General features: G+C 56.1%; 18 protein-coding genes. 14 read left to right on the top strand and 4 right to left on the bottom strand.

Annotated elements, in window-relative coordinates; translation table 11 throughout:
• Positions 1–62 precede the first annotated feature (62 nt).
• From J2T55_RS11475 to J2T55_RS11460, 4 genes are all read left to right on the top strand, one after another.
• The gene (locus J2T55_RS11475) at positions 63–419 is read left to right on the top strand and encodes a four helix bundle protein (RefSeq protein ID WP_259056920.1); all 357 of its coding nucleotides are present in this window, start codon (positions 63–65) and stop codon (positions 417–419) included.
• Positions 420–463: 44 nt separating this feature from the next.
• Positions 464–1,030 (top strand): dCTP deaminase, encoded by a 567-nt coding sequence (gene dcd / locus J2T55_RS11470; protein ID WP_259056918.1) that lies wholly within the window; start codon positions 464–466, stop codon positions 1,028–1,030.
• A 94-nt stretch (positions 1,031–1,124) separates the two neighbouring features.
• Complete coding sequence (gene cysG, locus J2T55_RS11465) at positions 1,125–2,522, top strand: siroheme synthase CysG (protein ID WP_259056915.1); 1,398 nt, start codon at positions 1,125–1,127, stop codon at positions 2,520–2,522.
• Positions 2,523–2,815: 293 nt separating this feature from the next.
• Complete coding sequence (locus tag J2T55_RS11460) at positions 2,816–6,334, top strand: bifunctional diguanylate cyclase/phosphodiesterase (protein WP_259056913.1); 3,519 nt, start codon at positions 2,816–2,818, stop codon at positions 6,332–6,334.
• A gap of 20 nt (positions 6,335–6,354) precedes the next feature.
• Here the strand turns inward: J2T55_RS11460 and msrB are convergent, their stop codons facing one another.
• Entirely contained in the window at positions 6,355–6,759 is a 405-nt protein-coding gene (gene msrB, locus J2T55_RS11455; RefSeq protein WP_259056910.1) for a peptide-methionine (R)-S-oxide reductase MsrB, read from the bottom strand.
• Between the two features lie 253 nt (positions 6,760–7,012).
• Here msrB and lexA point away from each other — a divergent pair, with 253 nt between their 5' ends.
• A complete protein-coding gene (lexA, locus tag J2T55_RS11450; protein ID WP_259056908.1) occupies positions 7,013–7,609 on the top strand; it encodes a transcriptional repressor LexA in 597 nt (198 codons plus the stop codon).
• 458 nt (positions 7,610–8,067) lie between these two features.
• Here the strand turns inward: lexA and J2T55_RS11445 are convergent, their stop codons facing one another.
• Both J2T55_RS11445 and J2T55_RS11440 read right to left on the bottom strand, forming a co-directional pair.
• Positions 8,068–9,954 carry a cation:proton antiporter gene (locus tag J2T55_RS11445; protein WP_259056906.1) on the bottom strand — a complete coding sequence of 629 codons (1,887 nt, stop codon included), beginning with the start codon at positions 9,952–9,954 and terminating at the stop codon, positions 8,068–8,070.
• A gap of 23 nt (positions 9,955–9,977) precedes the next feature.
• Positions 9,978–10,622 (bottom strand): hypothetical protein, encoded by a 645-nt coding sequence (locus J2T55_RS11440; protein WP_259056905.1) that lies wholly within the window; start codon positions 10,620–10,622, stop codon positions 9,978–9,980.
• 528 nt (positions 10,623–11,150) lie between these two features.
• On the opposite strand from J2T55_RS11440, the gene ispG reads away from it, so the two are divergent.
• On the top strand, positions 11,151–12,389 hold the full coding sequence (gene ispG / locus J2T55_RS11435) for a flavodoxin-dependent (E)-4-hydroxy-3-methylbut-2-enyl-diphosphate synthase (RefSeq protein WP_259056902.1): 1,239 nt from the start codon (positions 11,151–11,153) through the stop codon (positions 12,387–12,389).
• Positions 12,390–12,672: 283 nt separating this feature from the next.
• Positions 12,673–13,443 carry an OmpA family protein gene (locus J2T55_RS11430; RefSeq protein ID WP_259056901.1) on the top strand — a complete coding sequence of 257 codons (771 nt, stop codon included), beginning with the start codon at positions 12,673–12,675 and terminating at the stop codon, positions 13,441–13,443.
• Between the two features lie 95 nt (positions 13,444–13,538).
• Here the strand turns inward: J2T55_RS11430 and J2T55_RS11425 are convergent, their stop codons facing one another.
• On the bottom strand, positions 13,539–14,261 hold the full coding sequence (locus J2T55_RS11425) for a ParA family protein (protein WP_259056899.1): 723 nt from the start codon (positions 14,259–14,261) through the stop codon (positions 13,539–13,541).
• A 297-nt stretch (positions 14,262–14,558) separates the two neighbouring features.
• Here J2T55_RS11425 and J2T55_RS11420 point away from each other — a divergent pair, with 297 nt between their 5' ends.
• The 7 genes from J2T55_RS11420 (at position 14,559) to rloA3 (ending at position 23,231) form a co-directional block, all read left to right on the top strand.
• The gene (locus J2T55_RS11420) at positions 14,559–15,764 is read left to right on the top strand and encodes an efflux RND transporter periplasmic adaptor subunit (protein ID WP_259056897.1); all 1,206 of its coding nucleotides are present in this window, start codon (positions 14,559–14,561) and stop codon (positions 15,762–15,764) included.
• A gap of 11 nt (positions 15,765–15,775) precedes the next feature.
• Positions 15,776–18,886 carry an efflux RND transporter permease subunit gene (locus J2T55_RS11415; protein WP_259056895.1) on the top strand — a complete coding sequence of 1,037 codons (3,111 nt, stop codon included), beginning with the start codon at positions 15,776–15,778 and terminating at the stop codon, positions 18,884–18,886.
• Positions 18,887–18,912: 26 nt separating this feature from the next.
• Positions 18,913–20,616 (top strand): TolC family protein, encoded by a 1,704-nt coding sequence (locus J2T55_RS11410; RefSeq protein WP_259056890.1) that lies wholly within the window; start codon positions 18,913–18,915, stop codon positions 20,614–20,616.
• 104 nt (positions 20,617–20,720) lie between these two features.
• Complete coding sequence (locus J2T55_RS11405) at positions 20,721–21,053, top strand: ArsR/SmtB family transcription factor (RefSeq protein WP_259056883.1); 333 nt, start codon at positions 20,721–20,723, stop codon at positions 21,051–21,053.
• Between the two features lie 5 nt (positions 21,054–21,058).
• The gene (locus J2T55_RS11400; RefSeq protein WP_259056874.1) at positions 21,059–21,493 is read left to right on the top strand and encodes an arsenate reductase ArsC; all 435 of its coding nucleotides are present in this window, start codon (positions 21,059–21,061) and stop codon (positions 21,491–21,493) included.
• A complete protein-coding gene (arsB, locus tag J2T55_RS11395) occupies positions 21,490–22,551 on the top strand; it encodes an ACR3 family arsenite efflux transporter (RefSeq protein WP_259056872.1) in 1,062 nt (353 codons plus the stop codon). The genes J2T55_RS11400 and arsB overlap by 4 nt, the downstream gene beginning before the upstream one ends.
• A gap of 122 nt (positions 22,552–22,673) precedes the next feature.
• Positions 22,674–23,231, top strand: coding sequence for a retropepsin-like aspartic peptidase RloA3 (gene rloA3, locus J2T55_RS11390; protein ID WP_259056870.1), 558 nt, complete (start codon positions 22,674–22,676; stop codon positions 23,229–23,231).
• Positions 23,232–23,464: the final 233 nt, after the last annotated feature.

Genomic DNA, 23,464 nt, shown 5'->3' with positions numbered 1-23,464 from the left:
GTCCCTCGTTCCTCGTCGCTCGCAGGGTAAGGACGAGATCAAACCAGCGGCAGGAGGCCGGAATGGAAACCAGGAACTTCAAGGATTTGAAGGTGTGGCGAGTAGGCAAGAATCTCACAATAGAAATTTATCGATTAACAGCCCTGTTTCCCTTGGAAGAAAAATATGGTCTTGTCTCTCAAATGAGAAGGGCGGCCGTATCCATACCTTCCAATATTGCCGAGGGATTTAACAGACTGCATGACAAGGATTATCGCCGCTTTCTTCTGATGGCCCTGAGTTCCTGTGCGGAACTGGAAACCCAGCTTGAAATCGGCTCGGAACTTGAATTCATTGCTGATGCTGAGAAGAACAAGATTCTGGATATGCTGGATCATGAGTCCAGGATGCTGCGCAAACTGATTAAGATCATCTCGTGACTCTTTTATGAAGAACGAGTGACGAGGAACGAGGGACGAGGCACGTGACAATTAAATCCGACCACTGGATCCGGCGCATGGCCGAGAACGAGGGCCTGATCGAACCGTTTGAACCGAACCAGGTTAAATACAACGGTTCCGAACGGCTGATTTCCTACGGCACCTCGAGCTACGGCTACGATCTGCGTTGTGCCGATCAGTTCAAGATATTTACCAATATCAATACCACGATCGTCGATCCGAAGAAATTCGATGAGAAGTCTTTCGTCGATTTCCAGGGTGACGTCTGCGTGATCCCGCCGAACTCCTTTGCGCTTGCGAGCACGGTGGAATACTTCCGGATTCCGCGCAATGTACTGACCATTTGCCTGGGCAAGTCGACCTACGCGCGCTGCGGCATCATCGTCAATGTCACACCGCTGGAACCGGAATGGGAAGGCCACGTGACACTGGAATTCTCCAATACCACGCCGCTGCCGGCGAAGATCTATGCCAACGAAGGTGTTGCCCAGGTGATTTTCCTGGAATCGGATGAACCCTGTGATGTGTCCTACAGGGACCGTGGTGGCAAATACCAGGGCCAGCGCGGAGTGACCTTGCCGAAAACGTGATTTTGCGTTCCTCGTCGCTCGTTCCTCGTTTCTCGTAGGGTTAGTAAATTGCGATTACGAGGGACGAGCGACGAGGAGCAAGGGACGCTATTCGATGAAATACCTGCCGATCTTCCTTGAGCTTTCCGGCCGACCCTGCCTGGTCGTCGGCGGTGGTGATGTCGCGCGGCGTAAGGTTGACCGTTTGCTGCATAGCGGCGCGCAGGTGACTGTAGTCGCGCCGCAGATTGATCCGGCGTTGCAGTCACTGAATGCGACCGGGCGAATCCAGCACCTCGACAGCGATTTTCAAGCGGCACAATTGACCGATCAGGCGCTGGTGATTGCAGCCACCAACGACGCGGCTGTGAACCGGGCCGTTGCCGCGGCGGCGCAGGCGCGCAATATACCGGTCAACGTGGCCGATAATCCCGAGCTGTGCAGCTTCATCATGCCGTCGGTCATTGAACGTGACCCGGTGCAGATCGCGATCTCCACCGGTGCCGCCTCGCCGGTGCTGGCGCGGCTGTTGCGCGCGCGCCTGGAAACGCTGATCCCGTCAGCCTATGGGCGCCTGGCCGACCTGATGCGCGATTTCCGCGAAAAGGTCAAGGCACGCTTTGCCGACCAGCATGATCGGCGACGCTTCTGGGAAGAAGTGTTGCAGGGTCCGATCGCCGAGATGCTGATGGCCGGCCAGGACAAGGCGGCCCTAGAAGCACTTGAGCAGCGCTTGCAGGACGGTACATTGAGCGGGCCCCGGGGCGAGGTCTACCTGGTCGGCGGCGGACCGGGTGATCCGGACCTGCTTACCTTCCGGGCACTGCGTCTGATGCAGCAGGCCGATGTGGTTCTGTACGATCGGCTGGTGCCAACACAGATTCTTGAACTGGTGCGCCGCGACGCCGAGCGCATCTACGTCGGCAAGGCGCGTGACAAGCATACCCTGCCACAGGATGACATCAATCAGTTGCTGGTTCAGCTTGCCCGGGCGGGCAAGCGGGTGCTGCGTCTCAAGGGCGGTGATCCGTTCATCTTTGGCCGCGGTGGCGAGGAAATTGAGGATCTGACCGAAGCCGGCGTACCGTTCCAGGTTGTGCCGGGTATCACGGCGGCGGCCGGTTGCGCGAGCTATGCCGGTATTCCGCTGACACACCGTGACCATGCCCAGTCATGCATTTTCGTCACCGGGCATATGAAAGACGGCGACATGGATATCAACTGGGACGCCCTGATCCAGCCGCGTCAGACCATTGTGGTCTATATGGGGGTGCAGGCAGTGGAAGTATTTTGCCGTGAACTGGTTGCGCGCGGCATGGCGGAAACCATGCCGGCGGCGCTGGTACAGAAAGGCACAACACCGCAACAGCGCGTTTACCCCGGAACACTGGCAACCTTGCCAGGACTCGTTGCGGAACATGATATCCGGCCCCCCAGTCTTATTATTATCGGTGAAGTGGTCAGGCTGCACGAACGGCTGGCCTGGTATAAGCCCGTCGAAGCTGACGATTGATAGCAACCGCAGTCCTGAGCTGTTTGCGGATTACTGTCCTTCTGACTTACCGCAAGTCATAGACTGTGATCTCCGTCACATTTTTTGGCCACTGTTAAGTGCCAAAGTCGAATGTTTAGTACCACTTGCCAGTGATTGTGAATTAGGGTGTTATTGATGCCTGTTCAGGGAGGAGGGGCTCGGCATGGTGTGGTTGAGGGAGAACTTTTATTAACCCGGCGGACACAATCCGGCGTAGCGGGCTGCACCGGTTTCTGCAATCCGTAAAGGGCTGGCATGTCTATTCGGCGCTGGTGCTGGCCCTGTTGCTCTTTTCCGTCCTGACATGGTTCACCTATCAGGCCATTGACCGCGAGTTAACCCGCTCCGCTTTTGCCGATCATCGGTCCACGGCCCGTCTCGCCGCCGCCACCCTCAATGAGAAATTCGAGCGACTGACCAGCATCGGTGTCGCCGTTGCTTCAGAGTCCCGGTTTCGTGAATTGGCAGCGGCCGGTGAATGGCAGCGTGCCATCAGTATCCTGAAACCCATTCCCCGTGAATTCGCTTTTATCGAGCGACTGGTTCTGACGGATCCTGACGGGACCGAAACAGCAGATACGCCGGCATTGAAAGGCGGTGTCGGCAATAACTTTGCGTTTCGAGACTGGTATCAGGGTGTATCCAGGGACTGGGAGCCCTATGTTTCTCATGTATATGAAAGAACCGCCAGACCCACACGCAAGCTTTTTGCTGTCGCCATCCCCATAAGACACGATGCTGGTGATGTGCTGGGTATACTGGTGCTACAGATTGAACTAGATGATTTTTTTTCCTGGGTCAGGGATATGGATGTTGGCACCGATGGCTTCGTCTATGTGGTTGATAGCCGTGGCAGGTTGGGACATCACCCGGCCTATCCCGACCAGGGCGACATCATCGATTTTTCATCCGTGCCTATCGTACGGAAAGCCATGCAGGGCGAAGGTGAAATCGATATTGGGCCGGCCCTTGTCACGGGAGAGGAGCAACTATCGGCCTATGCGCCTGTTGCCCATGGCTGGGGCATTGTCGTCCAGCAACCGACCCGAATAGCGTTCGCGTACAGGAACCAGCAGCTTACCTGGGTACTTGCCGGTTACGGTCTGGTTCTGGCATTTGCATTACTTATTGCCTTGTTATTACTCCGCATATTGCGACAGCGCATGCAGGCAAGTGAAAACCGTCGTTTTCAGGAAGAACTGGAAGAACAGTGGACCTTCTTCCGCAAGGTTATGGATATCGATAGAAACATGATCTTTGTCAAGGACGATCAGGGACGGTTTGTTCTGGTCAATCAGGCTGTAGCCGACGTTTTTGGTACAACAGTGGAGAACATGGTTGGCAAAACCAATAGCGATTTTATTCCCAGTAAAGCGCTGGTCGATAAATTCCATCAGGATGAACAGGAGGTAATACAAAACAAGCGGGAAAAACATATCCCGGAAGTTTTTGTCAGGGACAACCATGGCAAGGATCGCTGGCTGCAAGTGATTATGCGTCCAATTACCTCGGTAGATGGTAGCCGGCAGATGGTTCTGGGAGTGTCCAGCGATATCACCAAGCATGTAAGAATGGAAGCGGAGCTGCGGAACAATATCGAACGATTCGAGATTATAGCCCGCTCTACCAGTGACGCTATATGGGACTGGGATATGAGCAGCGATTCCCTCTGGTGGAATGAATCGTTCAGCATGCTGTTCGGCTACCGGCAAGAGGAAATTGAATGGAGCATAGATTTCTGGAAGACCCTGATACATCCGGATGACAGGGACAGGGTTGTTAACGGTATCGAAGCCGCCATCGCCGCTGACAAGGAGTATTGGCAGGATGAGTATCGCTTCCTGCGCAAGGATGGCTCGTATGCCTATGTTCGGGATCATGGCTACATTATCCGCAATGAACAGAATGAAGCCTATCGCATGCTGGGTTCATTGGCGGATATTACGGAACGCCGTGCCCAGGAAGAAAAAATCACACGGCTCAGTCGTATTCGCGAGATTCTAAGCGAAATCAATTACGCAATTGTGCACATGCGGGATCGTGAATTACTGTTGCAGGAAGCTTGTCGCATCAGTGTGGAAAATGCCGGCTTCGGTCTGGTATGGGTAGGATTGCTGGATGACGCCAGTCAAGATATTCATCCCGTTGCCCATCATGGCGAAAGTAAGGGCTATCTGGATAGCGTTGGTTTTTCAGCGCACCCGGACAAGCGTGAAGGACAGACTATAACCGGCCAGGCATTACGCAGCTTGAAGCCGATTGTCTGTAATAACGTCGAGATTGGTGACGAAGTTATCTACAAGGATGAACTGGTCCTGCGCGGCTACCAATCCATGGCGGCCTTCCCCATACTTGTCGATGGCCATGCCATAGGCACCATCTCCTTCTATGGCGAACAAACCGATATTTTTGATAGAGAAGAAGTGGAACTCCTGACCGAGTTGGTAGCCGACGTGGCATTCGCGCTCGAGTATCTGGACAAGGAAGACAAGGTTAAATTCCTGGCCTACTACGACGCCCTGACAGGATTGTCGAACCGCGACCTGTTTCTGGATCGGCTGGTCCAGTATCTACACTCCGTTGACAGCAATCATATGGCGGGTGTTGTTTTGATGGATATAGAGCGGTTTTCTTCCGTCAACGAAGTGTATGGTCGTGGCGCAGGAGATGATTTGCTTAGAACTCTTTCCACGAGACTGCGTGAGGTGGTTGCAGAAACGGGATACCTTGCAAGGCTTGGTGCCAATATTTTCGCTGTCTTTTTGCGTGATATTCGGGATGCAGCGGATATTGCCAACTTTATAGAACATGAACTATTACCACAGGTTTCCAGACCCATACTTATTGATACCTATGAGCTCAATATCTCGGTCCGGATAGGCGTGGCTATTTCACCGGTTGATGGTTCCGAAGCCGGAAAGCTGGTTGATCATGCGGAAGCGGCGCTGAAAAACGCCAAGAATAGCGGTGACAAATATCTGTTTTATACGAGCGACATGAATACCCGTGTCGCGGATAAATTGATACTGGAAAACAGATTGCGCAAGGCCCTTGGCAGGGAAGAATTCGTGCTGTTTTATCAGCCCAAGGTCGATCTGTCTGACAACAGTATCTGCGGGTTTGAGGCATTGATCCGCTGGAATAGCGATGATGGTCTTGTGCCCCCGGACAGGTTCATACTCGTACTTGAAGAAACCGGACTTATTCTGGATGTTGGTCATTGGGTTATAGGTCAGGCCATGAAGGATTATCAATCATGGTCATCCCGGGGGCTCAATCCGCCGCCGATAGCCGTCAATATCTCGGCACTGCAGCTGGCACAAACGGATTTTATAGAACGGCTAGACGAAATCATTCTCCAGAATGCAACACGCGCGCCATGGCTTGATCTGGAAATTACCGAGACCGTGATCATGGAGCAGCTGGATGAAAATGTTCAGAAACTACATGCTATCAGGGCGCGTGGCATGGGCATCAGCATCGACGATTTTGGCACCGGCTATTCATCTTTACGTTACATGAGCAAGTTGCCGGTAACCGCACTCAAGATCGATCGATCCTTCACAGCCAATCTGCTGCATAACAAGGATGATACGGCTATTGTAACCGCGGTGATTCCGCTGGCTCACTCGCTCAATCTCAAGGTGGTTGCAGAGGGCGTGGAAACGAACGAGCAACTGAACCTGTTGCGAGAGTTGAAATGCGACCAGTTCCAGGGCTATCTGTTCAACCCGCCGCTGCCCGCTGATGCGGTTGAGACGCTACTCCGGGAATATCGGCCCGGAAACTGATTACCTCAGCCAGCAGACTATCAGTTTCTGGTGGTGTCCAGTTTCAGGGCCACCGAGTTGATGCAAAAGCGCAGACCTGTTGGTTCCGGACCGTCCGGAAAAACGTGTCCAAGATGGGCGTCGCAGGTGTTACACAGCACTTCGGTGCGGCGCATGCCATGACTGGTATCGTGACGCGTGCGCACATGATTTTCATCAATCGGTGCATAAAAACTCGGCCAGCCGCTGCCGGAGTCATACTTGGCCTCGGAACTGAAAAGCGGCACCCCGCAGCAGCTGCACTGGTAAATACCATCCTGGTCACAGTCGTAGTACTTGCCACTGAAAGCTCGCTCGGTACCGCATTCTCGGCAAATATAGAATTGCTCGGGGGAGAGTTCCTGACGCCACTGGGTCTCGGATTTCTCGACGCGTCTGTTCGTCATCTCGACCTATCCTCCTGCCTTTTGTAATTATCCTGGCTGCTTGGTGGCAGCTCTTTGGTTAAGTTGTCTATCTAGATTACAGACTATCAGGATTATAGGTTGTTTTGTGATCGGGGCGTTTTTTCAGTGCCGCCCCCCATTATGAAAAGCTGGTGAGAAAAAGTTCTCCTTAAGTTGTATATATTTCACCCAATGGCTTGTAAGTTCTCCATTTGTTTTCTATAGTTAAATGGAGAATTTAAGGAGAACTTTAATGTTGACCCGGCTGGAAGAAAAGCTGCTGCAGTTTATTACCCGCTACATCGCCCAGCACGGTCATGCGCCGACGCTGGAAGAGATTGGCCAGGGGTTGGCAATCCGCTCGCGCGGGACCGTGCATCGTTATGTCGAGTCACTTGTCAACAAGGGCCAAATCTATCGCGAAGGCCGCAGCTGGCGCTCAATACGGCTGACGGGTGAGCAAAGCAAGCACTCACTAACATTGCCTCTGGCCGGACGTATCGCTGCCGGCAGCCCGATCGAGGCGATCCCGGGAGAGGAGGAACTCGATATCCAGGCGCTGTTCGCCGGACCGAATCGCTACGTCCTCAGAGTGAAAGGTGATTCGATGGTTGAGGCCGGCATTCTGGATGGCGATTACGTGGTCATCCGTCACGCCGATACAGCGAATGATGGCGATATCGTTGTTGCGCTCATCGATGGCGGCGAGGCAACGCTGAAGCGTTTCCGGCATAACGGTCAGCAGATTGAACTGGTGCCGGAGAACAGCGCGCTGACACCGCTGGTCTATCCGGCCGAGCGCGTCCAGATACAGGGTGTGCTCGTTGGCCAGCTGCGCGGCTATCACTGAGCAATAGCAACTACTGAGAGATTACCCGGAGGAAGTAAACATGTTCTGGAAGTTACCCCAAGCCCGCAAGACGACACCGAAGAAATCCACATACCGGCCTGACAGCGGTCTTCTGGTGAAGTCAGTAAACACTCACTCGGCGTTGAAGGCGTCTGCGAAAAAGCGCAAGCGAATGCAACAGTCGCGGGATCACCCGCAGATGGAATTATTCATCTAGCCGGCGGGTTACAAGTGGCAGAAGGCAACTTAAATAGTGACTTAAATAAAAAGGCCCGGAGCCACCCTATCAGGGGGGGAGGAGGGCGAGGGTGACTCCGGGCCCAGCCACAAACAAAACATCAGGGATGTACCAATTGATGTCTCGCATAAGTGAGTCTAATGGATAGACCCGTTAATCGATGTGAACGTGCGCACATAGTGACTGTTGTTTTTTCGAACTGTGATAGACATCACAGAATTTACTGATCGTCGATGGCAGGCAATGTCTCGGCCAGTGGTTTTTCCTCCTCGGCCGCCTCTTCAGGTCGCTTGGGGCTGTAGCTCAGGCCAGCATCTTTCGGTGCGATCAGACCCATTATGTCCCAGCCCGACTCCGGTTCTACTGTATCTGCGCTGGTAAAAACATGCAGCACATTTTTTTCATCCACAGCAAACAAGGGGATACAGCGATCCCGGTATTCATCGAGGTAGGCGTCGAAGTCAAATGAGTCGGTCAGCGAGGTTGTTCGCAACTCGGCACCGGCCCGTATCCAGCTGGCCAGCATGGCATGGGTGACATCCTCGCCAAAGAGTGGCTGACCGCGGTGCTTATCGGCAATGTTGTGCTTGTCATCCACTCGCTGTTCGCGCGAGGTCAGCAGCTGGTACAGGTGATTGGGTTCGAACTCCCGGCGAAAACGCATGATGGCCAGGGCGTCGAAATTGGCGCGGCCCGACATCGCCAGCAGCCGGCCGATACCGACCAGGTCCATGTGTCGGTCGGCGTGATCGGAGATCGGGTTGCCATAGTAGACCGGCAGACCCTCCATGCGCGCACTGCGAACATTTTCCCAGTTACTGTCACTGAGCATGATCTTGAAATCCCGCTCCTGCAGTGCTTTGCCGATGACGCGTGCGACATTGCCGGCGCCGACGATCAGAAAGCCCCGCGGCTCAGGTTCGGCTACCTTGAGCAGTTTGGCCAAGGGTGCCGCGGTTGCGCTCTGGATGATGACCGTGCCGATGATGACCGTGAAAGTCAGCGGAATGATGAATGCAGCACCGTCATAGCCGACTTCCTCCAGGCGCAGCGCGAAGACCGCGGCCACGGCGGCCGCGACGATGCCACGTGGGCCGATCCAGGCGATCAGGCTGCGCTCGCGCCAGTTGAGGTCCGAACCCCAGGCCGAGAGCGCCACCCCCAGTGGCCGGGCAATAAACATGATAACAGCCAGTACGCCCAGCGCCGGCCAGCCGATGACCGCGAATTGATGCAGCTCGACCCGCGCGGCAAGAATGATGAAGAGGGCGGAAATCAACAGCAGGCTGAGGGTTTCCTTGAAATTGAGAATATCCTCGATATCCAGGTTACGGGTGTTGGCCAGCGCCATGCCCATAACCGTCACCGCCAGCAAACCGGATTCATGCTGCAACAGATCGGATACTGAAAATGCACCGATTACCAGCGCCAGGACAAACATGTTGCGCAGGTATTCGGGAACCAGGTGATGTCGCAATACGAAGGCCGTAGCCATGGCCGACAGCATGCCAACCACGGTGCCGATGCCGACGGTTTTGAGGAAGGTTAGCATGACACTGCCGAACGCGTCGGCACCCTGACCGGAAAGGATGTAGTTATAGACCAGTACCGCCAGCAAGGCACCCAGCGGGTCAATGGCAATGCCCTCCCAGCGCAGCACGTTGGCTATCTTGGCATTCGGCCGCACGCTGCGCAGCATCGGCACGATAACGGTCGGCCCGGTAACAATCACGATAGCGCCGAACAGTGCCGCCAGCCCGACGGAAAAATCCAGCAGGTAATAGGCGGCCAGGGCGCTGATAACCCAGGTGACGGCGGCGCCGACCGTTATCAGGTTGCGCACGACACGCGCCAGCCCGCGTAGCTCGCTGAATTTCAGTGTCATGCTGCCTTCAAATAGAATGATGGCGACCGACAACGATATGAATGGAAACAACAGATCACCGAACAGGGCGTCCGGATCGATATAGCCACTGACTGGGCCCATGACAATACCGATAATCAGCAGAAACAGGATCGCCGGCAGACGAGTGAACCAGGCCAGCCACTGGCAGGCGATACCGGCTGCGCCAATTGAGGCCAGGGTCAGTAGAGTGTTACCCGTCATAGATGTGGTTCCTTGCTGTATTATTATTCGGGCTGGAAGTTAACATCGCGCCTGCCAGGCATGTGCACGGCGGTCGTCAGCATTTCCAGCGTTTCAGTGCGTAGCTTGTCATGATTGTCACGACTGAAGAGTGAAAAGGCCAGTATCACATTACCGACGCTCAAAGCGCCCTGTGTCAGATACTTGTATTCATTCTCGGCGGCACTTTCGTCGCTGAGGTCAAAGACATAACCCACGCCCGAGTTACCGCTTATCTGTTCAAGTTCCAGGTCTTGCTGATCGGACTGCTGTATGACCTGTTCGCCGACGTCCGCAACAAAATCGCGCAGCGTATCCGGATCGGTCAGATCGTATAGCGGATTTTCCGTCCAGAAGACGGCGACTGATAACTGGAAATCCTCGGTACCCTTGAAGCGTTCCCGGCCCTCGAACGGGAAAAACGAGATGACCGGAAAGCTGTCATCCTCGGGTTGATAAAAGTTGACCTGCCAGTCGATAGGCACATGCATACGCAGTTGGCCATGCTTCGGGATAGCGTACTCTTCCGGCGCGGTATGGTCATCAGCCGTTGCAGGCAGCAGGCTGTAGAGACCGATGATGGCAATGAGGCGGATCAGGAACGGGCAAAATCCCGAAACGGTCAACAGCTGGCCAGAGGGTTGTTTCATTTTTGCGGTGTTCTTCTGCTCAGTGATTGATAGGGCTGACAGGGCCCGTGGATAAAGACGGCGGTTCGGGCAATAGCTATGCGTGTGCAATGATATACGCCGTCTGCCGACAGCAGGGATGCGCAGTCGAGATTACGCCGGTCACCCAAACCGGACCGCAGCCGCCTGAGCCACTGGCCAAGCAGACGGTTTTCAATATGAACCGTACCATGATGGTTGCATCAGGCAAGTCTGCGAAAGACACACAGACCGGCTACTGTCGGGGTCGGGGCCAGCCGGCGGTTCGCCCAATTCCGTTACGACTGTTCAGTATTAATGGAGGTGCTGCCGGCCCCTGAGACCACGATGTAACGGCTTTATTGGTGTCATATTGAATCTCTGAGCGGCACCAACCCCCGCAGGCGTACCTGTTAGTGCACCGCAACGTATGCGATAATTGTTGTCCGCGCACGAGATGTGGCGCAGTGACAGCAAATCGGGTCTTCCCCGCAGCGAAACCGGGCATCCCCGGGAGGTTTGGAACAGCTTATGTCCGCAGAATTTGGTCCCCGCAGCCGTCGCGGGAGCGTCGGCGTCAAAGTCGGGTCGGTGCAGGTTGGCGGTGGTGCGCCGATCGTTGTCCAGTCCATGACCAACACGGATACCGCCGATATCGAGGCCACGGCCCGCCAGATTCATCAACTTGCCGCTGCCGGCTCGGAGCTGGTACGTATCACCGTCAACAGTGAAGATGCCGCCGCCGCCGTGGCGCCGATCCGGGACCGGCTTGAGAAGCTGGGTTGTCGCGTGCCAATCGTCGGCGATTTCCACTATAACGGCCATACCTTGCTTACCAAGTATCCGGATTGCGCCGAGGCTTTGGCCAAGTACCGTATCAATCCCGGTAACGTCGGCTTTGGGCGCAAAAAGGACAGTCAGTTCGCGACGATGATCGAAAAGGCCATCGAATACAGCAAACCGGTGCGCATCGGCGTCAACTGGGGCAGTCTCGATCAGGATCTGCTGGCTGAACTCATGGACAAGAATGCCCAGCTGGCTGAGCCCCGCGAGGCTGACGAAGTGATGCGCGAGGCGTTGGTCGTCTCTGCCATCAGCAACGCCGAGAAGGCTGAGGAAATGGGCCTGTCGCGTGACCGCATTGTGCTGTCATGCAAGGTTAGCGGCGTCCAGCAGCTGATTGCGGTCTATCGTGATATTGCCGGGCGCTGCGATTACCCCTTGCATCTGGGACTGACCGAAGCCGGTATGGGCTCCAAGGGCATCGTGGCCTCGTCGGCCGCCATGGGCGTGCTGTTGCAGGAGGGTATCGGCGACACCATCCGCGTCTCTCTGACCCCGGAGCCGGATGGCGACCGCAGCAAGGAGGTCGTGGTTGCCCAGGAATTGCTGCAGACCATGGGACTGCGCTCATTCACCCCGCTGGTCACGGCCTGTCCCGGCTGTGGCCGTACCACCAGCACCTATTTCCAGAAGCTTGCCGACCAGATCCAGGCCTATGTCCGCAGCCAGATGCCAATCTGGCGCGACAGGTATGAGGGGGTCGAGGACATGAGCCTCGCGGTCATGGGCTGTGTTGTCAATGGTCCGGGCGAGAGCAAGCATGCCGATATCGGCATCAGCCTGCCGGGTACCGGCGAGGCACCCGTGGCGCCGGTTTTCATCGACGGCAAGAAGGCCATGACCCTGCGCGGCGAGCATATTGCCGAGGAATTTCAACAAATTGTCGATGATTACGTTGAGCGGCGCTATAGCCGTAAGGTGTCATGATAGCGTTAACCGGGTCACAATTTGACGGCGTTTGTCCGGCTTTGAGCGGGAACAAAGCATTGCCAGCACAAGTCACATAAAACCGGTAGAAAAAATCGCGATTCAGCGCTATTTTTCTATAAATAGCTGAAAAAAAACCTTCAATGACTGTTTTGTTCGATTTCGATATCACAGGTCATGGGAGCGCTGACTTAGCAGTCAAAATTAAACAGGTTTTACGTAGGGAAACCCGTCACGGGCCGGCTACCGGCAGTGATGCAACCAAGTTTGGGAGAAGCACATAATGAAGAACGCATTAACGAAAACTATTCTGTCAGCTTTCGCTGTTATGGCGATGGCTATTTCCGCACCGGTCATAGCCGATGATGTCGGCTATCTGACCAGCTCATCCGGCAATGTCGTCAAGAGCGGATTCGGGCTTTGCTGGAATGCCGGCGACGGCGCTTCCCAGGAGGTCCTTGAAGAATGCAATCCGGATATGGCTAAGGCGGACGAGCCGGAGCCGGCTGCACCCAAGGAACCGCTGGATTCCGACGGTGACGGTGTGCCCGATGACAAGGACTGGTGTGCAGGTACGCCGGCTGGTGTGAAGGTGGATGAACGTGGCTGCCCCCTGGATTCCGACGGTGATGGCGTTGCTGATCACAAGGATAAGTGCCCGAATACCGCCAAGGGCACGCGCGTTGACGAGCACGGCTGTGCGGTCGTGGGCACTACGCTGTTTACTCTGGAAGGCGTGAACTTCGCTTTCGACAGTGCCAAGCTGCGGCCCGAAGCCGAACAGCAGTTACAGAAGGGTGTTCGCAAACTCCGCGATAATCGCTCGGCCAATGTCGATGTTATTGGTCATACCGACAGCACTGGTCCCGCCTCCTATAACCAGGGCCTCTCTCAGCGCCGGGCACAGGCTGTGGCGGACTACCTGACCAATAATGGTGTCGATGCTTCACGCCTGACGGTCAAGGGTCGCGGTGAAAACGACCCGATCGCCAGCAATGACACCAGGGAAGGGCGGGCACAGAACCGTCGTGTCGAGCTGGTGGTTGGTGAATAAGCTTAACTAGCTGTATATCCAGCCTGAAAGCCGCCGGTGGCAACACCGGCGGCTTTTTTATTTGCCGGTCTGGTAGAAAATAACTGCCGGTTTCACTACGCCCGGTTCAGATCGAATGCCGGCTGTTGGGTAGCGCCATTATCCAGCCACTCAATTATGGGGCGCCATTGCTCACGTTCTTGTCGGGCTCTGGAAGGCGGGTGTAATTCGTGTATGCCGAGTCCCTGTTCAGCAGCACGAATGTACTGTTGCGTATCCCGCAGTATCGCGATGAGGGGGAACTGCAATTGCTGAAGAAAGCGATTCAGCGACTGAAAGATCAATGTGTTTCTTTTAACCCGGTTGGCAATGACGCCGACCCTGGCACCCGAGGACTTGACGCGCGCATCGAGTAGGAGCTCGGCGATAAAGCCGGCTGCCGAGTGAATATCGGCGTCGGAAGGCAGTACGGGAATCACAATATAGTCCGTTTCCCGTACCAGTTCCTGAAGATCGACACCCCGCATGCCTGCCGGTGTGTCGATAATGACATGCTGGGTAGTCGGCGGTAGCCGCATGTTGAAGCTGCGGGTCAACTGGCCCGAGCGTGCGGTCGCATTTATGCCGTGGATCAGGGGCCGTTCATCACCTCTCAGGCTCAACCAGCGTAACGCGCTGCCCTGCGGATCGTGGTCGATCAGGGCCGTTTTCGAGCCATTGGCTGCAAAATAGCTGGCCAGATTGGTCGACAGCATGGACTTGCCGCAGCCCCCTTTCCAGTTGAGGACGGCGATGCGGCGAATATCCCCCGTGAGATTGGGTATCGAGTACAAACCCATGGCAGTTCCGATGTTATTGTTTGGATTATCCGGATTGCGAGAGGTAAGTAATAGCAGACCGGGCGCTGGATTGCCATTTTTGCGACTCTAAATCGCTGATATCCGGGATTTGCCCTCGCGGGTACGTTACGGGAAATGGCTGCCGGATCACCGGGAAAATATTGGCCACCTGCCTATTTATTTACACATTGTGTCGTTAATTTTGCTGGCACAATCGATCCAGACTGGAAAAATCAAAAGATTATCAGGCGCTCCGGTTTCCGGTTGGCAAACCGGTCCGACATTTCAGAGGAACATATGGGCAAGTCGTTGACCCGATTATTGGCAGTACTGGTTGTCCTGCTGCTTGGCTATCATGCGTGGTCGTGGCTGGCAACTGAACAGTCGGGGCCGCCGGGCGTGATCAAGCCTGGTACCCCCAAGGCCGCGGTCGCGGTCGAAGTGGCACCGGTGAAGCAGGCCGATATTAGTGATCGCCGTCATTATAGCGGTTCGCTTCATGCCGCTGCAGAATTTGAAGTTGCGCCACGGGTGGCGGGCCAGCTGGAAAGCCTGCTGGTGGATATTGGCGATCGGGTAGAGAAGGGGCAACTGATAGCCCGACTGGATGATGCTGAGCACCAGCAGCAGGTGCAGGAGGCCGAATCGGCGGTGGCGGTTGCAAAAGCCACGCTTGCCGAAGCGCGCAGCAGTCTGGAGGCCCGCCAGAAAGAACTTGCACGAACCCGGCAACTGCGTGAACAGAAAATCGCCTCGGAAGCGGAACTCGATAGTGTCCAGGCCGAAGCCATTGCCCAGCGCGCCCGGGTCAGCCTTGCCGAGGCCCAGGTCGGCCAGGCCGAAGCCGCATTGCGTACCGCCCAGGTGCGCCTGTCGTATACCAACATAAACGCAAACTGGGAAAACGGTGATCGGCAACGTGTGGTGGGGGAGCGCTTTGTTGACGAAGGCACCACGATTTCAGCCAATACACCGATCGTATCGGTGCTGGATATCAGCGAACTGGTTGGTGCCATTTACGTAACCGAGCGTGATTATCCCCGGCTGAGTATCGGCCAGCCGGTCACCATTGTTGCCGAGGCCTATCCGGATCGGCAGTTTGAGGGTACGGTCAAGCGCATCGCGCCATTGTTTCGTGAAGCGTCGCGCCAGGCCCGGGTGGAGGTGACAATCCCGAACCCTGATCTTTTATTGAAACCCGGCATGTTTATCAGTGCCGGTGTCGAACTGGAAGACAAGTCCGGGGCAACCGTAGTGCCCTATGATGCGTTGGTAAAGCGCGATGACAGGCAGGGCGTTTTCCTGATTGACCGGGACAACAATCAAGCCCGGTTCGTCGCCGTGGAAACGGGAATCAGTGAGGGCGAACACGTGGAGATCGTGAAGCACTCATTGAGCGGCGAGGTCGTGGTTCTCGGCCAGCACCTGCTGGAAGACGGCAGTGCCATTGTCATTTCTGATACAAGCGAAAACGCCACGCCGATCGCTGTTCCGGGCGCCTGAGGGCATTATTGATGAATCCCGCCCGCCTGACCGTTGCGCGCCCGATCTTCACGATCATGGTCACCCTGATAGCCCTGACCCTCGGTGCTGTCGCCGTTAAAAGACTGCCCATTGATCTGTTGCCGGACGTGACCTATCCGACGCTGACCATATCCGCCGAGTATAGCAACGTCGGCCCCGAGGAGATGGAACTGCTCGTGACCCGGCCACTGGAAGAGGCGGTCGTCGCAGTGCCGGGCGTGGAAGAGATATCCTCGGAGTCCGGCGAGGGCGTAAGCACCGTGCGTGTGTCTTTTGTCTGGGGCACCGATTTGGATGTGGCAACCAATGACATCCGCGACCGTCTGGACCGTATTATTGACGAGTTGCCCGATGACATGCAGCGGCCCCGTATCCGCAAATTTGATGTGGCCGATTTTCCCATCCTGTTGCTTGGTATCTCCAGCCGTCTGGACCCTATAAAGCAGCGTGAGATTGTTGATGAGCGCATATCCTATCGGTTGGAGCGCATACCCGGCGTTGCTGCGGTCGATATATGGGGTGGTCTGGAGCGCGAGATCCATGTTGATCTGAAGGATAACAAGATTCAGGCATTGGGCCTTTCGCTGGAGCAGATCCGCACCGCTATTCAGGATGCCAATGTGGTCGTTCCTGCCGGCCAGATTCAGCGTGGCCGGTTTGATTTGTCACTGCGCACACCGGGGGAATTCACCCGGCTGGAGGAAATACGGGATACCGTCGTTGCCACTCAGGACGGCATACCCGTTTACCTGCATCAAGTGGCAGATGTTGTTGATACACATGCGCGGCTGGATCGGCTGATCCGCATTAACGGCGAATCGGGTATTCGACTGGCCATCAGGAAACAGTCCGGCAGTAATACGGTAGAAGTGGCCGCAGCCGTCAAGCGTGAAATGGAGCGGCTGCGTCGCGATTATCCGCAGATGACGATAATGCCGGTCATGGATACATCCGCCTATATCCAGCGCTCGATCAACAATGTCAGCCGGGCGATATTTTATGGTGGTGGGCTGGCGATACTGGTGCTGCTGTTTTTCCTGCGTGACCTGCGTTCCACGCTGGTGGTGGCGACAGCCATTCCCATATCGATCATAACGACATTCGTTCTGATCTATTTTGGCGGCTTCACATTGAACATGATGACGCTGGGCGGCCTTGCCCTGGGCGTTGGCATGATGGTGGACAATGCCATCGTCGTCATAGAAAACATAACCCGATTGCGTCAGAAAAAAGGGTACTCATCAGTTTCAGCGGCCGTAGAAGGCACCGGGCGAGTCGCTGCCCCGGTCGTCGCCAGTACGCTGACCACTCTGGTTATATTCCTGCCCATGCTTTTTACCCAGGATATGGCCGGCATACTGTTTCGCCAGATCGGTTACGTCATCGGCTTTGCATTGGTGTGTTCGCTGGTTGTTTCGCTGACGTTGATACCGATGCTGGTGGCTAATCTGAACAGGGCTCATAAGCCAATCAGCGGGGATTCCACGAGTGAGAACTGGTTGCAGCGAACCAGTGCTGCGGCCTTCAGTCGGGTGGAGATGCTGTATGCACGCCTGCTGGACAATGCCCTGCGCCTGCCTGCCGCGACATTGTTGCTGACGTTCGCTTTGCTGTTGGCCAGTATGCTGTTATTGCCATATATCGGCGGCGGCTATATGCCGGAAACGGATGAGGGTGAAGTCCGGGTCGAAGTGCAGATGGAGCCGGGCACGCGCCTGGAAGTCCTCAATGAGCGTTCCCTGTGGATCGAGTCGATCATACGTGAAAAGGTGCCGGAAGCAGCGGCCACGGTGGTCGATGTGGGCGGCAGCTCCTTCCGCGGCAGGCCCAGCGAGGCGGAAATCGAAATCAGCCTGGTGCCGGCCAGTGAACGCAAACGCAGCAGCCAGGATATCGCCGCAGACCTGCGGCGTGAGCTCAAGGGCATACCCGGTGCTGTTATCCGAACGCGTGCCGGCCAGGGGCTGTTCCTGTTTCGACGTATTGCCGGCGGCGATGCGGAAAATCTGGAGATCGAAATTCGGGGCTATAATCTTGACACACTGGATCGACTGGGCGGCGTCATCCGTGAACATATCCAGACAGTTGCGGGTATTACCGATGTGCGCCTGAGCCGCGAGGAGCTGGAGCCGCAGACCATCTTCCGCGTCGACCGGGCGCGGGCAGCGGATATGGGTGTATCCGTTGACAAGATCGCGCGTGCCGTGGAAACGGCCATTGCCGGTCGTGTAACCGGTTATTATCGCGGCGATACGGGTAACGAATATGCCATACGTGTGCAGCTCGAGGGTGCCCAGTACAAAAGCATCGAGGAAGTTCTCAATCTGACCGTCATGAATGATAACGATGAACAGGTCGTTTTGCGTAACGTGGTACGAACGGAGTCCAGTGAACGTCCCGTCGAAATCGATCGCAAGGATCAGCAGCGGGTCGTTGATGTCGATGCCAATATCGGTGGCCGGGATCTGAATGCTGTTGTTGCCGATGTGCGCAAGGTGCTACAGGGAATTCCGACGCCGGATGATACGGAGGTGCTAATCAGCGGTGACTACGAGGAGCAACAGCAAGCATTCAGTGAGCTGATGCTTAACCTTGTGCTCGCGATCATCCTGGTTTACATGGTTATGGCCTGTCTGTACGAGTCGTTGATCGATCCGCTCATTGTCATGATGTGTGTTCCGCTGGCATTAATCGGAGTTTTGCTGGCACTGTTTTTGACTGGCACAAGTTTCAATGTTCAAGCATTTATAGGCTGTGTCATGCTGGTGGGTATTGTTGTTAACAATGCGATTCTGATCGTGGACCATGCCGGTCGTTTGCATCGCGAAGGCGGCATGGATGCGATGGATGTGGCGCGCATCTCCGGTCGTGACAGATTGCGTCCTGTATTGATGACGTCACTGACGACGATACTTGCCTTGATCCCGTTAGCTCTGGGCATGGGTGAGGGTGGCGAAACGCAGGCTTCACTGGCACGGGTGGTTATTGGCGGCATGTTGAGTGCTACCTTCATTACATTGATTGTCATTCCGGTATTGTACTCACTGGTCCATCGCAGCAACGCGCGTGCATTACACGCATCCAGTCAGGCTGAGGCATAAAGGTGAAATATCTCAAGTGCGTAATAATGACGGTCTGCCACGTACTGGTCGTTTTCACTCTGCAAGTCGGCACAGCCGTCGCCGAAGACGGAGCCAGGCCGGGTGCCGCCGCGACCCAGCGTCTGGGCAATACACCAGTGGACATCAACAGTCCGCCGGCGTACGAGCCCGAGACGGACGCCCTGGGCCCGGAAATGGATCTGGGCGTGAGCCAGGATCTGCGCAGGCTGGGTCTCAAGCCCGGCTTGCCTGAACATGAGCCGGCCGGGATGGCTGCCGCTGACGCAACCGGTGCGCCAGTACTCGAGCTGTCGGTCGAGCAGGCGGTGCTGAAGGGTTTGCAGAACAACCGGGGACTGCTGGTGGAACAACTCAACCCGGTGATCACGGGGACCTTTGAAGATATCGAGCGCGCGGTATTCGATCCGGTCGTATTTGCTGAATTCGGCTACGATCGTGAAGCCGTGCAGCAGTCGGATCGCGCCACACAGCAGACCTTTGCCGTGGAAGGCTTCGGTAGTGATGCAGCCGTCGGCGTGCGTCAGAGTCTGCCAACGGGTACCGATATTGAACTCAGTCTCAGTCAGAACCGTACGGACAGCGATCGAACCCAGCGCCAGTACGGTACACGCGCCGGCATTACGGTGACCCAGGCGTTACTGCGCGGTGCCGGCATCGATGCCAATCTGGCGTCAGTTCGCCAGGCAGAAGTCGATACGTTGTTGTCGGTCTATGAGTTGCACGGCTTTACGGAGACCCTGGTTGCCGATATCGAGTCGACCTACTGGGATTATGTACTGGCTCAGCGACGTATAGAGATCTTTAACAAGGCGCTTGAGGTTGCCAAACAGCAGCTTGATGAGACCGAACAGCGCATCAGGGTCGGCCAGCTGTCCGAAACCGAGGAGTCCTCGGCCAGGGCCGAAGTGGCGCTGCGGCAACAGGATCTCATCGACGCGCGCAGCGAACTGGAAAAGACGCGCCTGCAGCTGTTGCAATTGACCAATCCCAAAACCGCCACGGGCTGGCAACAGCGAATTCGTGCCACTGCTGACCCACAGATCACGGCGGTACCGCTGGACAGTCCGGACGAACGTCTGGCGCTGGCGATGCGCATGCGGCCGGAATTGAACCAGGCGCGGCTGGATATCGAGCGCGGCCGATTGCAAGTGGTCGAGACCCGGAATGGACTGCTGCCACAACTGGATGTCTTCCTGACGCTTGGCAAGTCGAGCTTTTCCAACTCGTTCAATCGCTCGTTCGACGACTTTGACGGTCCGTCCTATGATGGCGGCGTGGGGGTGAATTTCGAATTCCCGGTGCGCAACCGGGCCGCCGAGGCGCGCTACCGAAGTGCCCGGGCGACGCGCGATCAGGCCGAGCTGAGCCTCAAGAATCTGGCCCAGCTCGTTTCCCTGGACATCCGCACGGCCTTTGTCGAAGTCCAGCGGACACGCCAGCAGATCAGCGCCAGTACTGCGACACGCGAGCTGCAGGAACAGGTTTTGGAAACCGAACAGGTGCGATTCCGCGTCGGCGAATCGACTTCGTTCGATGTCGCACTGGCCCAGCGTGATCTGATAGAAAGCCAGATTGGTGAAGTGGAGGCCCGCGTGGCTCATCGCAAGGCGTTGATTGAACTCTACCGGCTGGAAGGTTCGTTGCTGGAGCGACGCGGTATCGACTTGCCGGGGAGCGACAAAATCAATATCTCGACCGCCGGCCCGTAAGACAAGCCGCCATGCCCTGGTGGCGTTTTAACGTTCCCCGCTGAAATCCGATCAGTCGACACTGCTGTTGCGCTGTTCATTATATTTCAATATTATTTGAAATAATGAAACGTCAGACCGCCATCAATGCCTTTGCCGCGCTTGCCCACGACGTGCGCCTCGGGATTTTCCAGCGACTGGTCGAGGCCGGTCCGGCAGGCATGGCGGCCGGCCGAATCGCCGACAAGCTGGCGATCAGCCCGTCCAGCCTGACATTCCATATCGCCCACCTGGAACGCGCCGGCCTGGTGCATTCTAGGCGCGAGGGACGCTCGATTATCTATAGCGCGGACTTTGGCGCCATGGGCAGCCTGGTGGATTTCCTGACCGATAAATGCTGCGGCGGCCAGCCCGAAGTCTGCCGCGATCTGGGCCGCAAGCAACACAAGGCGTCCTGATAGACATGAATATTCTTTTTCTCTGCACGGGCAATGCCTGTCGCAGCCAGATGGCCGAGGGCTGGGCCCGGCATCTGCATGGGGAGCAATTCAGGGTCTGGTCCGCCGGCGTCGCGCCACACGGTGTCGATCCGCGCGCAGTCAGAGTCATGCAGGAAAGCGGTGTCGACATTAGTGAACACTATTCCAAGCATGTCGACACGCTTCGTGATATTCCCTTCGAGCTGGTCGTGACCGTCTGCGATAGCGCCGCGGAAGCCTGCCCGGTATTCCCCGGCCGGGTTACGGTCCTGCACCGGGGCTTCGAGGATCCGCCGCGCCTGGCACGCGGCGCCGGCAGCGAAGACGCAGCACTCGAGCATTATCGCCGCGTACGCGATCAGATCCGCGATTTTGTTCAGGCACTACCGGATATCATCAAGGAGCAGACCCCCACATGAATACCGCCATCAGTCAGCGCATGGGTTTTCTCGATCGCTACCTGACCCTCTGGATCTTCCTGGCGATGCTGGCCGGCGTGCTGCTGGGGCGGCTGGTGCCCGGCAGCGCCGATATCATCGGCCAGTTCGAAATCGGCAATACCAACATCCTGATCGCGATCGGCCTCATCCTGATGATGTATCCGCCGTTGGCCAAGGTTCGCTATGAAGCCATGGGCGAGGTCTTCCGGGATCGCCGTATCCTGATCCTGTCGCTGGTCCAGAACTGGCTCATCGGACCGGTGCTGATGTTCGTATTGGCGATCGTGTTCCTGCACGACTACCCGGAATACATGACCGGCCTGATACTGGTGGGCATCGCGCGCTGTATTGCCATGGTGCTGGTCTGGAATCAGCTGGCCCGCGGCAGCAGCGAGTACGGCGCCGGCCTGGTGGCGATGAACAGCCTGTTCCAGATCGTCACCTATGGCTTTTACGCCTGGCTGTTCATTACCGTCGCGCCGCAGTGGTTCGGTCTGGCCGGCCAGATCGTGGACGTCAGCGTCTGGCAGGTGGTCGAGAGCGTGCTGGTCTATCTCGGTATTCCTTTTGCCGCCGGCTATTTCGGCCGTCACTGGCTGATGAGTGCCAAGGGGCGGGACTGGTACGAGCAAATCTATCTGCCGCGCGTCGGCCCGCTGACGCTGATCGCCCTGTTGTTTACCATCGTCGTGATGTTCAGCCTCAAGGGCAGCACCATAGTCGATATTCCATTCGATGTGCTGCGCATTGCGGTACCGCTGGTGTTCTATTTTGTACTAATGTTCTTCATCAGTTTCATACTGGCCTGGTACTTCGGTGCCGACTACGAGCGCAGCACCACGCTGGCCTTTACCGCCTCGGGCAATAACTTTGAGCTGGCCATTGCCGTGGCTATCGCCGTGTTCGGTATCGAGTCCGGCGTCGCCTTCGCCGCTGTGGTCGGCCCGCTGGTGGAGGTGCCGGTATTGATCCTACTGGTTAACGCGGCGTTTTGGTTGCGTACCCGCCTGTATAAGCCTGCGCAGCAGACAGGTTGAGCATATATCTGCGCGTTTCTGTGCATTTCGTCAAATTTGCAGTGGCTGGATAATTAATCGAGGAACCTTCAATTGGTGCTGGCTTCTAAACGGGAAATTTTCAATATGAGGAAGCTTTTAGCATGAGATCGCTTGGTACCGGCTCCGGCGTGCTACTGGCAATGTTTTGCCTGTTTACCGCCAACGTACAGGGCAAGGAAACCTACGGCTGGATAGAGCATGCACGTGTCGAGTCCCTGGATATCGAGGCCAAGGCGAAACTGGACAGCGGCGCCCTGACATCATCCATTCACGCGACTGATATTGAACGTTTCGAACGCGATGACGAAGAATGGGTTCGCTTTACACTGGCCTTAGAAAAAAATGACAAGGGTGAAATGAAAACCAAACGTCTGGAACGGCCCTTGTTTCGCGACCTGACGGTCATAGGTGCGGGAGGACGTGACACCCGCCCTGTCGTACTGTTGGAAATCTGTTTCGGTGACACGGTTTACGAGGAACAGTTCGGCCTCGAGAACCGGGATGATCTGACCTACCCGTTGTTGATCGGTCGCCGTACGATACAGCATCTCGGCACAATCGATGTCACCAAAACGTTCCTGAAGGAGCCTGTCTGCGATGGCGATTCGGAACGGCTGTCCTATGAGGAACAGGACAGTGACGAGGACATCGGCATCTGATAACACCGTCTACGCTTGTTAGATTTCGGTATCAGACATAGTAAAAAGGCCACCGCAAGGGTTAATACCGATCAGTTAAGCGGTATACATTAGCGGAGCATGAGATCAGACTCCCGTATCGGGATACCGATACGGGAGTTTTTTATGTCCATGGCTGAGGAACTGCGGTTAACGGCCTCGCTGGCTGAACCGGATTCACTGAGCGTTTTCCAGCAGTCGATACCGGCGGACTG

Source organism: Methylohalomonas lacus (genome assembly GCF_024808875.1).
In the GTDB taxonomy this organism is placed as follows: domain Bacteria; phylum Pseudomonadota; class Gammaproteobacteria; order Methylohalomonadales; family Methylohalomonadaceae; genus Methylohalomonas; species Methylohalomonas lacus.
This window is presented reverse-complemented; position numbering and strand designations above follow the sequence as displayed.